Here is a 13,367-nt window from a genome sequence, read left to right as displayed (position 1 = left end):
TGTCGCTGGTCACCGCCCGGGTGCATCAAAGCACGCCGGGCGGGTGAAGCGATTTATCGAGACGGTTTGGGGCAGGACGGGTGCGCACCTGCATTGACCAGATCTGCGACGGCCTTGCGAGGGTCGCCGCTGGTCACGAGGCCTTCACCGACGAGCACTGCGTCGGCGCCCGCCCCGGCGTACGCCAACAGATCGGCAGTTCCGCGAACACCGGACTCGGCAATCTTGATCGTCTCGGTCGGAAGACCGGGAGCGATGCGACCGAAGGTGTTCTTGTCCACCTCGAGAGTCTTGAGATTGCGGGCGTTCACACCGATCACCTTGGCGCCGGCTTCGAGCGCGCGGTTGGCTTCTTCCTCGGTGTGCACCTCGACGAGGGCAGTCATTCCCAGAGATTCGGTGCGATCGATCAACGAGGCGAGCGCCTGCTGCTCGAGTGCCGCGACGATCAGCAAGATGACGTCGGCGCCGTGAGCGCGAGCCTCGTGAATCTGGTACGGCCCCACGATGAAGTCCTTGCGGAGCACCGGAATGGTGACCGCTTTACGGACTGCGTCCAGGTCGGCCAACGAGCCGTGAAAACGGCGCTCTTCGGTGAGAACACTGATGATGCGTGCGCCACCGGCTTGGTACGCCGCGGCAAGCTCAGCGGGATCGGCAATGTCGGCCAACGCACCCTTTGACGGGCTCGCTCGCTTGACCTCGGCGATGACGCCGATGCTCGATTCCAGAAGTGCTGCTGCAGCATCGAGTGCAGGCGGTGCAGCGGCCGCAGCAGCCTTGACTGCAGCGAAGTCGAGTACGGCTTCGCGGGCGGCGACGTCAGCGCGCACCCCGTCGAGAATCGAGTCGAGTACGGTCATCGTGGCCCGAATCCTTTCTGGGCAAGAGCCCGATGTGAGATACGTCATCAGGGTGGTCTCAGCCTAGTGGGACGAAATTTTGCTACTCCGTCGGGGTACCCACGCAGGTGAGGGTTCAGTCTTACTCAGTGGGACGACCCCGGTTTCGCGCCGTTGTCTCCCCCAACTCCGTCGTCCCCGTCAGTCGCTGTCGGGTCCTCTCCGGCGTCGAGCGCATCCCACAACATCCGTTGTGTCACAGGCTCGTCCGATGCAGGTTTGTCTCCCTGACCAAGCTTGGCCGCGGCCTCGCGGCGCGCGGCAGGGTTGTCGTATTTCGACGACAACCCGCCTCGCACTGGAGGTTTGCGCATCAGAAGTACTGCCGCGCCGAGCGCCGCCACCGCTCCGACCAACGCAAGCAAGGCAGGCAGTACCGAAACAGTCGTCGAGAGATCTTCCGGGTGACCGGACAACTCGGCCAACTCCACCGCTCGGTCCGCAGAGGCTCCGGACACCAACAACTGCACTGCCGGAACCGCTACCGCGACGGCGACGAGGGCAACCAACAGTCCGACTACCCGAAGTGCCCAACCTCGCACCGCAAACGACGCCGCGATCGCCGCCAGAAGCGCGAGCGCGAGCGGAGTCATCGCCGCCGCCCAGGTGCTGCCGTCGAGATCCGTCGTCCTCTCCAGCGTCTTGCCGTCGCTCGAGGTCAGATGAACCCACGTCATTCGTGAGCTGCCCCACAGAGCTGCTGCCGACAACGCCAGCAGAAGCGTTCTCGGCACGGCGGTGCCACGAGAAACGCTTGTAGGCTCCGCTGCACTCGACTCGTTCTCACTCACTGATCGTCACCTCCGATGGTGCGCAGGGTGTGCGCCGACGCAATCGCGCTCAGCACTGCCATCGCCTTGTTGCGGGCCTCGGTGTCCTCGTAGACCGGATCCGAGTCGGCGACGACGCCGGCGCCCGCCTGGACGTATCCGATCCCGTCCTTGATCAATGCCGTTCGGATCGCGATCGCGGTGTCGGCGTCGCCGGCGAAGTCGAGGTAGCCGACGATGCCGCCGTAGATACCGCGCCTGGTCGGTTCCAGTTCTTCGATCAGCTGCATCGCTCGGACCTTGGGTGCCCCCGAGAGGGTTCCAGCGGGGAAGCATGCGGTGACGGCGTCGAGAGCGTGCTTTCCCTCGGCCAGATGTCCGGTGACCGTCGATACGAGATGCATCACGTGGCTGTACCGCTCGATGTGCCGGTAGTCGTGCACCTTCACCGTGCCCGGGCGACAGACACGACCCAGATCGTTTCGCCCCAGATCGACGAGCATGAGGTGCTCGGAGTTTTCCTTCTCGTCGGCGAGGAGATCTTTCTCGAGCAGGATGTCGTCCTCCTCTGTGGCACCGCGCCATCTGGTTCCAGCGATCGGGTGTGTTGTCGCGACGCCCTCGGCGACGGTTACCAGTGCCTCAGGGCTCGAACCGACGATCGAAAACGCCGTCTCTCCATCACCGTTCGGCACGTTGAGCAGATACATGTACGGGCTGGGGTTCGACGCTCGCAGCATCCGGTACACGTCGATCGGTGCTGCAGTGCAATCGATCTCGAATCGCTGCGAGAGAACTACCTGGAATGCCTCGCCCGCTTCGATGTCGCCGATCAACTTTTCGACATCGACACCGAAGCTCTCGGTGGTGCGCTGACGACGGTAGTTCGGAGTCGCTTTCGAAAATGTCGACACCGTCGATTTCGCCGGCGCCGCGAGAGCACGAGTCATCGCGTCCAACCTTGCGACTGCGTCGTCGTACGCCGTGTCGACGCGCTCGTCCGTGCCGTCCCAGTTGACGGCATTGGCGATGAGGGTGATCGCCCCTTCGTGGTGATCGACTGCGGCGATGTCGGCGGCAAGCAGCATGACCATCTCGGGGATCTGCAGGTCGTCGACCGCGGAGTCACCCAATCTCTCGAGGCGCCGCACCGCGTCGTAGCCGAGGAATCCGACCATTCCGCCGGTCAGCGGGGGCAGGTCGGGCAGCCGCTCCGAACGAAGCAGCTCGAGGGTGGCACCGAGCGCGTCGATCGGGTCGCCGCCGGCCGGAGCGCCGGCCGGAACGTTGCCGTACCAGGCCGCCTCTCCGTCCACGACGGTCAGTGCAGCCGGACTTCCGACGCCGATGAACGACCACCGCGACCACGAACGACCGTTCTCGGCCGACTCGAGCAAGAAGGTGCCTGGACGATTGCCGGCCAACTTCTCGTATGCCGAGAGCGGAGTTTCGGAGTCCGCCAACACTTTCCGAGTGACCGGAACGACCCGGTGCTCAGCTGCGAGGGCACGGAACTGCTCCCGGGTGGTGGTGGAATCGGACGCGTCACCGACGATCGCGGTGTCGGACGACCGTGCGGACATGGAGGTGGGCTCGCCGTGCATGCCTCCATCATCCCAGGCTCCCCCACACGGTCGTCGTGCGCGGGTAACCTCGGCCGAATGAAACCAGGCCAACTCGCTCCCGATTTCTCACTGCCCGACCAGGACGGGACTCCGCGCTCGCTGACGAGCCTGCTCGAGAACGGACCCCTGGTCCTCTTCTTCTACCCGGCAGCCTCGACGCCGGTGTGCACCGCCGAGGCGTGCCACTTCCGTGACCTCGGCAGCGAATTCGCCGCGGTGGGCGCTTCGCGAGCGGGCATCAGCACCGATACGGTCGAAGCTCAGTCCACCTTTGCCACCGCACAATCCTTCGACTACCCCCTACTCGCCGACACCGACGGCAAGGTAGCCGAACAGTTCGGCGTCAAGCGCGGACTCCTGGGCAAGTTGGCTCCGGTCAAACGCTCGACCTTCGTGATCGACACCGACCGCACCGTCCTCAAAGTCATCTCGAGTGAACTACGCGCCAACACCCACGGCGACCAGGCGCTCGAGTTCCTTCGCAATCGAAGCTGACCCACCTGGGCGACCTGATTCTCTGCGCGATTTGAAATCTCTAGGCGACCTGAATCGAGCGCTTCGCAAGCCCCATCCAGAATCCGTCGATCACCTGGGTGGGCACCTGTTCCGGATCGGATGACGCACCGAGCGTGACGAACAACGGGGCGAAGTGCTCGATGGTCGGATGCGCGTACGGCATCCCGGGAGCTTGAGCGCGGAAGTCGATCAAGGAATCGACGTCACCGGCAGCGAACCTCTCCCCTGCCCACGCGTCGAATTCCGCCGACCATCCCGGGGCCTGCGCCTCCGGTGACGGATCGCGCAGGAACGGTAGCCCGTGCGTGGTGAATCCGGATCCCACGATCAGTACACCTTGCTCACGGAGTGGCCGTAGGCGCTGTCCGAGATGGAGCAAACGCTCGGGATCGAGGGTTGGCAGCGAAATTTGCAGTACCGGGATGTCTGCGTCCGGGTACATCACCGTGAGCGGCACGTAGGCACCGTGATCCAGGCCTCGATTCGGCTGCTGAACCACGCGTTCGTTGTCCGGCATCAACGCGGCAACCTGGGCGGCGAGTTCCGGAGCGCCGGGAGAGTTGTACTTCGCGCGGTAGAACCTCTCGGGAAAACCACCGAAGTCGTAGATGAGCGGGGTGCCCGTGGTCGTCGATCCGATCGTCAGCGGTGCTGATTCCCAGTGCGCCGATACGACGAGGATTGCCGTCGGCCGCGGAAGATCACCGGCCCACGCCCCCAACTGGTCGACCCACAACGCGCTGTCCACCAGCGGCGGAGCACCGTGGCTGAGATACAGCGCAGGCATGGTTGTGGTGGACATACGGACTCCTCGGGATAGACATTCGTCGTAAGTTGAAGATTCAACCTAATATAGAACTCAACACTTGCGTCCCGCAACTATTCCCCGCAGGATTCTTCTGGACATGCGTCTGAGACGCTGTACACAAGCACGCTCCGTGCACGAAGAATGCTCGACCCGAAGGAGAAGTCACCGATGAGTGAACCGACCGCGCAGCCCGACGCGCAGTCTCAGACGAAGTGGCTCACAGCCGAGCAGCAAGAAGCATGGCTGACACTGATCGCTCTCGTGACACGGTTGCCTGCCGCACTCGACACTCAACTACAACGCGATTCGGCACTCACACACTTCGAATACTTCGTACTCGCGGCACTCTCGGACGCCCCCGACCACAAGCTCCAGTTGTCGGTACTGGCCCAGCGCGCGAACGCGTCCCTGTCCCGCCTCTCGCACGTGATCACGAAGATGGAGAAGGCCGGCTGGGTGAAACGGGAAGTCATTCGTGGCAGCCGCGGCTCCAACGCAGTGCTCACCGATGAGGGAATGGCAAAGGTGGTCGCGGCCGCACCGCCGCACGTCGCCTCAGTTCAAGGTCTCCTCTTCGAGGGCCTCGACGATCGCCAGGTCGCCCAGCTTTCGTCGTTGGGTACAGCAATGCTCACCCAACTGGACAAGGGAATCGCCGCCGGACTCGGCAAGGCCTGACCACATCCCCGAGACGAGCGACTGATGATCAAGACGGCAGCTTCGCGAGGTCGAGTGCAGCCAAGTGACTGAACAGCATGCTCGCTCCGATCGGGTTTCCACCGCCGGGGTACGTAGTCCCGCTGGCCGCTGCCATCGTGTTCCCCGCCGCGTACAACCCGGCAATCGCCGTACCGTCGGCTTTGAGCACCCTCCCGGTCGCGTCGGTCCGTAGACCACCTTTGGTCCCGAGGTCGGAGATGCCGAAAGCGGCAGCGTGAAACGGCCCTTGATCGATCGGCACGAGCGGCGAAGCCCCCTCGGAGAAGGCGCGGTCGTACGCAGTGTCTCCTCGACCGAAGTCCGTGTCGACGCCAGTCGCCGCAAACGCGTTGAATCGCTTCACGGTCTCCACCAGTTCCGCTGCGGGAACATCGATCTGGGCAGCGAGGTCTTCGAGTGTCTGTGCACTCTTCCACAACCCCGCAGCCACATACTGCTCCGTCTGTGCCATGGGTACGTTGGGTGCCTTCACCGGCGGCACTGCGCCTTCTCTGTTGTCGTAGATCATCCAGTACGGCGTGGTTACTTTCCCTGCCCGCATGTGTTCGATGACGGCGCGACCCAAGCGGTCGTACGGCGCTGATTCGTTGACGAATCGACGACCGTCGTCGTCCACGAAGATTCCGCCGGTGAACCACAGCGCAAACGCGGAGCGCCCATCTGGATGGGTGAGTCCCGGCGACCACCAGGCCTCGCCCATCAGGTCGGTGTCGACACCCGCAGCGACGGCCGCCTGGTGCGCCTTCCCGAGGTTGCCAGGGCAGCCCATCGTGTCGAGAGCGGATCCGGGGACACCGAATTCGGCACGCATGGTCTCGTTCTGCTCGAATCCACCGGCGGCGAGGATCACTCCTCTGCGTGCCTGAATGGTTCGACGCCGACCATCTCGGTCGACGACGGCTCCGACCACCACTCCGTCCTCGACAACCAGTTCCTCGAGAGTGGTCTTCAGGTGCATGGTGGCGTTCGGGAGTTCCGCAAGAGCCAACAGGAATCGACCGATCAACGACTGGCCGCCGACGAGGTACTTCGGCAACTCCTCCCCCAGCCGTTCCGTCGCCAGCGGCGGACGAAGCGAATCACGAAGCGCACCCAGCTTGTTCGCGTTCATCGGCTTGGGAACAATGTGCCGTCCGCTCGCTCGAGCCTTGGGCTCTTCACCGAAGTAGTCGGGCCACGGCAGTATCTGGAACTCGAAGTTCGAGTCCTCTTCGAGGTAGTCGATCAACCCGGCGCCACCTCGAACGTAGGCTTCCTGAACGTCGGCGGGTGTACGATCACCCACCACTGATCGGCAGTACTCCAGCGCATCCTCGATGGTGTCGACGTCCCCGCCCCGACGAAGAACGGCGTTGCACGGGAACCACATTCCGCCGCCGCCCGAGTACGCCGTTGTTCCGCCGTACTTGTCGGTTGCTTCGATCGCAATGACGTCGAGGCCTTCGCGGGCTGCCGTGTACGCGCCGGTGAGTCCACCACCTGATCCCACAGCGAGTACGTCGCACGTCTCGTCCCACTTCGTCATCGTCAGCCTCTCTGATTCTGGGCACAGTTTCCGAACATGTTCTAGAAATCGTTCTAACACATGGACTTAGCGATCGCGGGGGTTCGAAATTCTGTCCCACCGAGCGGGAGCGAGACATGACGCCGAGCGGGAGCGAGACATGACGCCGAGCGGGAGCGAGAACGAGCAGCGATAGCGCACACTTTGCTCGCACGGGTCTGATCCCGTAGTGTCTGGACACATGTCTGGTAAGACCAAGTTCGAGTCCACTCGCCGCAGACTGACCCAGCAGCAAGCCGAAACCGTCGATCGATTGACCGCGGCAGCGATCACGGTCCTGCGCGACAAAGGGTTTGCGGATCTGACCGTGCGGATGGTGGCAGCGGAAGCCGGTGTCGCCGCGGCTACGGCGTACACCTATTTCTCGTCCAAGAGTCACCTTGTGGCAGAACTGTTCTGGCGCCGACTCGACGCGGTACCGCACGAGCCCTCCCCCGAGGCGGAACGAGAAGCGCAGGTCTGCTCGGTCCTTCGAAGCGTCGCACTCCTCGTTTCCGACGAACCGGAGCTGGCCGCGGCCGTGACCACGGCGATGATGGGCAACGATCCCGACGTCGAACACCTTCGGGGACGTATCGGCAAGAACATCCGCGAGCGGCTCATCGAGGCGCTGGGGCCGTCATACGATCCCGACGTACTCGAAGCACTCGAAATCTCCTGGTCCGGAGCGCTTGTCCGAGCCGGCATGGGTTACGAGTCCTATTCGCAGATCGCAGACCGGCTCGAAGTCACTGCCAGGCTGATCATGGCGGGCCGCGACAACCTTCACTAGATGGGGGTCATGGCACTCACCAGCCATGTGCCGTCGACTCGATCGAGTGTCACCTCGACTCGGCTCGACGTCGACGCTGGTGCCGGCCGCGCGATACTCGTCGTGATCTGATCGACGAACAGGAGCAATTCCGCTCGGTCTGCAGCAGCGGAGAGCACTCCGACATCGACTACTCGCGCTTTCGTGCTGATTCCCTGCTCCTTCGACTGTGGGGCAACTGTTTTCGATCCGAATTCGGTGAAACTGTCCTGAAACGATCCGCCGGCGCCTTCGGCCGCTCGTGCGAGATCGTCGTCGACGGTATCGCTGTTGTAGCTCAAGAGCTTCTCGACGAGCGTGGGCGCCACACCGATCACCTCGGCACGTGCGGTTTCAGCGTCCCCCGAACGGTGGTGACTCCAGATCGCAGTGCCGCCGACTCCCATCAAGACCAACGCTGCAAGCGCTATGACCATGCGCTTCACGGCACGAACTCCACACTCGACATCAGTACCCGCCCGTCGACGTCCTCGACACCGACGCGCAGACGGTAGGTTCGCGCCGAAGACTCTCCCGCTGAATTGGCGACCTGAGCCGATGCCGCGATCAGTACCACCCCCGAGGTTCCGGATTCCGATGCCAGGGCTGCGGTGTCGACACGCCCGTCGGAATCGACGGCAAAATCACGGATGGACGCGACGAACGCAGATTCGCCGGACTTCAGTTCGTCGGCAAAGGCTCCCGTACTCAGGGCCTGTAGCGTCGCGAGATTCTCGTCGACTGTGGCAGAGTGAACGTCGATCAGAGCGAGGGCTCCTGCGACCGCACCGTCGACGTACTCTTGACGCTGGGTCTCGCGCGCCCGGTCGGATTGAACTGCCAGAGCACCGAAGACCACAACGACGCTCAGAGCCGCGAGTGCGATCCATGCCAAGGCAGTGAGAACACCGCGTTTCCCTAGGACCGGCTCGAGCACCTCGCCTCTCAACGATTCGTCGGCGTCAGCAACTGTTGCCACGGCTCACCCTCCCCCGAATCGGAAGCAGCAGGAGCTAATTCCGTGTGTTGATAGTCGACACCGTCAGGCCCGGTGTACAACTCGCCGGGAGCATTGGTCCCCGACGGCACGTACGCTTCGGGGCTCCGACAGATCTCCGGGCTCGGTGCTCGTTTGCCCGGTACCTCCATACAGGGAATGTTCCGGGATCCACGAACTGCGAAGACCGAGTTCTGCGGAACTTTGCAGTACAGATCAGCCGGGGTGTCCGGCACACTCATCTGGGTCGGGTCCCGTCGCTGATCGGCCGGAAGGTAACCGGTCGAGCACGCCGCGGGGTCCTGCGCTTGGAGGTGGAAGTTGACGTTCGCGGCGCCGTCCACCTGCCCGCGTTGGACAACGGTTTCCTGTGCCGCAACCAGTGGCGGCAAGATGACGAGCACCTGCTCCAACCCGGCGTTGTACGTCAAAGCCACCTGAGCGGTGCTGGTGAAATTGGCAAGCAGCACAGGCAAAGTGGGCTTGAGGCCTTGAAACAGCAGGTCGGCTTCAGTCGCGAAGCCCGGTCCGGTCTCGAGGATATTGCGCACGGACCCGTCGGCGACCGCCAACTGTCCACTGAGTTGAGCGACACTGGACGCCCACTGGCGAATCTGATCGCCCGTCACCACCTGTGTCTGCAGGAGCGGATCCAACTGCTGTACGAGCGTCGTAGCCGGCGTTGTGGCAGCAGACATCTGATCGACGAACGAAGTGGTCGAATCCAGCAGACGAGCCAGATCCTCTCCCCTGCCTCCGAAAGCTGCCGCGGACTCGTCGATCACCGATCGCAACTTGTCCTGCGGTACGGATGCGAGCATCGCCTGCGCCTGATCGAGGACCGGTCCGATCTCGGTCGGGATCGTGACAGCGTCGGGGCCGATCACGTCTCCGTCGGTCAGAAAGGGTCCGTCCGCGGTGCTCGGTTGCATGTCGACGTATTGCTCGCCGATTGCCGACACGCTTCGCACCGCTACTGTGAGCCCGCTGGAGGGAACGGGAACCGCACTCTCCAAAGATAATTCGGCGCGTACCACTCCCGGAGACAGACGCACCGACCTGACCTGACCGATGGTGTCGCCGCGATAGGTCACGTTCGCGTTCCGATACAGGCCGCCGGCGTCGGGCAGTTCGACTGTCACCGAGTAGCGCCCGATGCCGAGCATGGTCGGAACTCTCAGGTACGAGATAGCCGCTGCGCTCATGCCTATCACCGCCAGGATCGCGAAGATCGTCAATTGCCTTCGCACCAACTTCGTGAGAATCATCGTCCACCTCCCTGGGCGGGTTGCGCTGTGCCAGGTGGGCCGGGCTGCCCTGTGCCGAGTGGGGCGGTCAAGGGATCGACCAGTACTCCGTTCTCCACGGGGGTTTGCGGCGCCCCGAACGGAGTGCCGAAGCCGAGCCCCGACTGGAGACGATTACTCGTGAGGTCGATCAGCGCCCACAGATTGGTGTAATCGCCGCGCATTCCGTCGTCGATGGTCGTCTGAGGGAAGGGAAAGGTACTCAGGTTGCCCAAATTGTTGATCAGGTCCGGCCCCGTTTCGACCACCTTCTGCAGCGTCGATTCCAAGGAGCTCAAATTGGCTTTCAGATCGTCGCGGGTCCGATCGACCAGATCGGTCCCGACGTCCCCGAACCTACCGACCGCATCGAGCGCGGTGGTCAGGCTCACGCGCTGGGCGCTCAGTTCCGCCAAGGCAGGATCGAGCATCTCCAAGGCCTGACCGAGAACATCTCGCTGGGCCGTGATTTCACCGGCGAAGACGTCGAGATTCTCCATGGTCGTGACCATCGCATCACGTTGGCGGTCGAGTGTTTCGGTCACGGTATCCATCTGACTCAGCAGGTCGCGAGCCGCGTCGGTCCGTCCGCCGAGCGCCGTGTTCAGCTCCGTGGTGATGCTGTGAATCTGAGCGAGCCCGCCGCCGTTGAGGACCAATGACAGTGCCGTCAACGCTTCCTCGGTGGTGGGATAGACGCCGGCCGACGCGAGGGGGATCACCGATCCCTCCGACAACCGCCCTTCCGGCGCAACATCGGTAGGCGGCGCAAGCGCAACGTGTTTGGACCCGAGCAGGCTGGTTTGGCCGATCTTGGCCGTCGCATTGGCGGGCAGGGACACCGAACCGTCGAGCGCAACCGTCACCCGTGCGTGCCAGTTGTCGGTCTCGATCGCACTGATACTTCCGACTGTCACGTCGTTGACCATGACCGGAGAGTTGGGACTGATCGACGTGACGTCCGGCATCTCGATCACGACCGAGAAACTTCCCTCACCGCGGCCGGCCGCGCCCGGCAGCGACACCGAATTCAGCCCGCTCCATTGACAACCCGTCAGAACGAGCACGGCGCTCGCCGCCACACACACTGTTCCCCACCGGCGGCCAGTCATCGTGATCCTGTCGACGGCATGAGCAAGCCGGTCAGATCAGACGCCACCGGTACCGTCGGAAAGCCCAAGGCGCCAGTCGGTTCCAGATCAGGCTCGCTGTACACCAATTGGTCCGGAAGAGCGCCGAGCGCCCGGGTCGGATTGATGCTCAGGTCCGGGTAGTTGGCCTTGATCGTGTTGAGCAACGGGCCGAGGTATTCGATGCACAAATCCGCGCCCTTCTTCGAGGTGTCGTTGGCCAGGCCGGCGATTCCGCCGCAGATCAAGTCGATCGGGTTGCCGACGTTCTGGAATGCGGGCACACCCACCATCGCTCCTTGGGCCGGCCGGTAGACGTTGTAGTAGTTCGACAACGCTGTCGGAGCCAGATGCAGTACCTTCTCGAGGCCTGCGCGCTTGTCGACCAGTACCTGGGACACGTCGGCCAACTTCGCGATCTGCTCCGTCAAGCCGGTTCGGTTCTGTTCGACGAACCGCTGTACGTCGACGACGGCGGCGTCCAGATCGGCGAGAGCCGGAGCCAATTGCGTCCGGCTCTCGGCGAGCACACTCGAGACATTTGCCAGTCGTCCTTGGAACTGAACGATCTGTTCGTCGCTTGCGGCGAGTGCGGTCGTGAAGGTCTGCAGGCCGCGGATGGTGCCGAACAGATCGGCTCCGCCTTCGTCGAGTGTGCTCATAGCCTCCGAGAGTTCGGTCACCGAGCGCCCCAGCGCTTCCCCGTTGCCGGCCAGTGCGGATCCGGCACCGTCGAGGAAGTTGGCGGCGGGACCGCGATCGTCCCCGACGGGACCCAAAGCATCGGCAGCCCGGCCCAGCTGTTCCTTGATCTGGTCCCACTCGACCGGGACGGCCGTTCTGTCGAGTGGGATCTCCGCACCGTCATTCAGTGCGTCGGCGCCGTCCGTCACCGCCGGCGTCAATTGCACGAAGCGGGCCGAGACCAGCGACTGGGCAACGATCACCGCTTTCGCGTCCTCGGCGACGGGAACCTCGCGCGCCAATTTCAGTTCGACACGCATTCGATCTCCCTGTGGGGCGATCGCGGTGACGCGGCCGACGTCGACTCCCACGACACGAACGTCGTCACCGACATACAGACCGGTCGTCGAGGTGAAGTAGGCCGTCACGTTGTAGTAGCGCAGATGTTGCACCGCAAGGTATCCCGACACGACGACGATCGCCGCACCGATGACGCTTCCACCAACGACGGCGATTCGACGCCAGTTCACCGGTTTGCGAACTCGTAAGGCACCCATCATCGAACCTCCGGAATCGGTAGCGGCGCGGGTGGTAGCCCGAACATCGCGTTGATCAACGGTTGGGTGTATTGCGCTGGCACCAGGTTCTGAACGTAGGCGTAGTAGAAGGGGCCGCTGGCCACGGTGTCACCGAGCGTGCCCACGTACGTACCGAGACCGTCGATTCCCTGAGAAAGGTTGTCCTTGTTGTTCTGCAGAATGCCGACAACCGTGTCGAGTTTGCCGAGGACCGGCTGCAACTGCGCCTCGTTGTCGTGGACGAGTCCGCTCAGCTGGGTCGACAACGCCGAGATGTTCGTGATCACTTCCCCCAGCGCCGCCTGTCGCCGATCCAGTTCTCCCAACAAGGCATTGCCGTCGACGAGTAGCGCGTTGACCTGTGGTCCACGCTCGGCCAACGTCCCGGCGACGTCGTTTGCATCGGACAGCAAGGTGCGCAACATGTCGTCGCGTCTATTGACGCTGTCGGAGATCCGTGCGACACCGTCCAGTGCCGGCCTCAGGTTCGGCGCACTGTCGGACATCACCTGTCCCACTGCGTCGAGCGATTCGGAGAGTTGGTCGAGATCGATGTCCTCGACCGTCGTGGTGAGGTCACCGAGTACGTCGGGCAGCGAGTACGCCGATCTTGTTCGCTCGACCGGGATCTCGCCGCCGACCGCGATCCTTCCCGGACCGTCCAGATCGAGTGATACCGCTCGCTTGCCGAGCAACGACATCGTGGTGACGGCCGCCGATGTGCTTTCTCCCAAACCGATCGAGCCGTCGAGTGTGAAGTCCACGCGGGCGAGTCCGTGCTCGACCTCGATCCGGTTCACCGTTCCGATCTTCACTCCGGCGGCGTTGACTTCGTCTCCCGGCGCGAGACCGCTGGCGTCGGCGAACACCGCGCTGTACCCGACACCCGATTTCAGGAACTGCAGATTCTGATACTGGAGCGATGCCAATACGACGGCGGCCGTGACAACCAATCCCACGACCCCCACGCGTACGGCCTGGCTCTGTGCCATCTCTC

At 63.4% G+C, this 13,367-nt stretch carries 14 protein-coding genes; 3 read left to right on the top strand and 11 right to left on the bottom strand.

The features are described 5' to 3' along the window. Nucleotides 1-53 precede the first annotated feature (53 nt). From trpC to GN300_RS29150, 3 genes are all read right to left on the bottom strand, one after another. Nucleotides 54-863 (bottom strand): indole-3-glycerol phosphate synthase TrpC, encoded by an 810-nt coding sequence (gene trpC / locus GN300_RS29160; protein WP_003944016.1) that lies wholly within the window; start codon nt 861-863, stop codon nt 54-56. A gap of 125 nt (nt 864-988) precedes the next feature. Then, complete coding sequence (locus tag GN300_RS29155) at nt 989-1,693, bottom strand: TIGR02234 family membrane protein (protein WP_030536757.1); 705 nt, start codon at nt 1,691-1,693, stop codon at nt 989-991. Beyond that, nucleotides 1,690-3,276 (bottom strand): anthranilate synthase component I, encoded by a 1,587-nt coding sequence (locus tag GN300_RS29150; RefSeq protein ID WP_007728697.1) that lies wholly within the window; start codon nt 3,274-3,276, stop codon nt 1,690-1,692. The genes GN300_RS29155 and GN300_RS29150 overlap by 4 nt, the downstream gene beginning before the upstream one ends. Nucleotides 3,277-3,333: 57 nt before the next feature. On the opposite strand from GN300_RS29150, the gene GN300_RS29145 reads away from it, so the two are divergent. Then, on the top strand, nt 3,334-3,792 hold the full coding sequence (locus tag GN300_RS29145) for a peroxiredoxin (RefSeq protein ID WP_007728696.1): 459 nt from the start codon (nt 3,334-3,336) through the stop codon (nt 3,790-3,792). A gap of 40 nt (nt 3,793-3,832) precedes the next feature. Here GN300_RS29145 and GN300_RS29140 read toward each other — a convergent pair whose 3' ends face one another. Then, nucleotides 3,833-4,615 (bottom strand): dioxygenase, encoded by a 783-nt coding sequence (locus GN300_RS29140; protein ID WP_003944012.1) that lies wholly within the window; start codon nt 4,613-4,615, stop codon nt 3,833-3,835. Nucleotides 4,616-4,789: 174 nt separating this feature from the next. Here GN300_RS29140 and GN300_RS29135 point away from each other — a divergent pair, with 174 nt between their 5' ends. Then, nucleotides 4,790-5,299: a MarR family winged helix-turn-helix transcriptional regulator gene (locus GN300_RS29135; RefSeq protein WP_030536759.1), complete on the top strand. Its 510-nt coding sequence runs from the start codon at nt 4,790-4,792 to the stop codon at nt 5,297-5,299. Between the two features lie 28 nt (nt 5,300-5,327). Here the strand turns inward: GN300_RS29135 and GN300_RS29130 are convergent, their stop codons facing one another. Further along, a complete protein-coding gene (locus GN300_RS29130) occupies nt 5,328-6,866 on the bottom strand; it encodes an FAD-binding protein (RefSeq protein WP_063316094.1) in 1,539 nt (512 codons plus the stop codon). A 220-nt stretch (nt 6,867-7,086) separates the two neighbouring features. Here GN300_RS29130 and GN300_RS29125 point away from each other — a divergent pair, with 220 nt between their 5' ends. Then, a complete protein-coding gene (locus tag GN300_RS29125; protein WP_003943994.1) occupies nt 7,087-7,677 on the top strand; it encodes a TetR/AcrR family transcriptional regulator in 591 nt (196 codons plus the stop codon). On the opposite strand, the gene GN300_RS29120 is transcribed toward GN300_RS29125, so the two are convergent. From GN300_RS29120 to GN300_RS29095, 6 genes are read right to left on the bottom strand one after another with little or no spacing between them, the layout of a single operon-like run. Continuing rightward, complete coding sequence (locus GN300_RS29120; protein ID WP_233405726.1) at nt 7,674-8,132, bottom strand: hypothetical protein; 459 nt, start codon at nt 8,130-8,132, stop codon at nt 7,674-7,676. The genes GN300_RS29125 and GN300_RS29120 overlap by 4 nt on opposite strands. Nucleotides 8,133-8,137: 5 nt before the next feature. Beyond that, nucleotides 8,138-8,674 carry a hypothetical protein gene (locus tag GN300_RS29115; protein ID WP_233405721.1) on the bottom strand — a complete coding sequence of 179 codons (537 nt, stop codon included), beginning with the start codon at nt 8,672-8,674 and terminating at the stop codon, nt 8,138-8,140. Then, nucleotides 8,641-9,960: an MCE family protein gene (locus GN300_RS29110; protein ID WP_042450461.1), complete on the bottom strand. Its 1,320-nt coding sequence runs from the start codon at nt 9,958-9,960 to the stop codon at nt 8,641-8,643. Before GN300_RS29110 ends, GN300_RS29115 begins: the two co-directional genes overlap by 34 nt. Further along, nucleotides 9,957-11,090, bottom strand: a complete 1,134-nt coding sequence (locus GN300_RS29105; RefSeq protein ID WP_197487727.1) for an MCE family protein — start codon at nt 11,088-11,090, stop codon at nt 9,957-9,959. Before GN300_RS29105 ends, GN300_RS29110 begins: the two co-directional genes overlap by 4 nt. Further along, the gene (locus tag GN300_RS29100) at nt 11,087-12,349 is read right to left on the bottom strand and encodes an MCE family protein (RefSeq protein ID WP_042450459.1); all 1,263 of its coding nucleotides are present in this window, start codon (nt 12,347-12,349) and stop codon (nt 11,087-11,089) included. Before GN300_RS29100 ends, GN300_RS29105 begins: the two co-directional genes overlap by 4 nt. After that, the gene (locus GN300_RS29095; protein ID WP_063316273.1) at nt 12,349-13,362 is read right to left on the bottom strand and encodes an MCE family protein; all 1,014 of its coding nucleotides are present in this window, start codon (nt 13,360-13,362) and stop codon (nt 12,349-12,351) included. Before GN300_RS29095 ends, GN300_RS29100 begins: the two co-directional genes overlap by 1 nt. Nucleotides 13,363-13,367: the final 5 nt, after the last annotated feature.

The sequence above is a fragment of the Rhodococcus sp. Ni2 genome, assembly GCF_021352185.1.
GTDB classification, from domain to species: Bacteria; Actinomycetota; Actinomycetes; order Mycobacteriales; family Mycobacteriaceae; genus Rhodococcus_F; species Rhodococcus_F qingshengii.
Note: the sequence above shows the minus strand (reverse complement) of the source record. Positions and strands in the feature narration are given on the sequence as shown.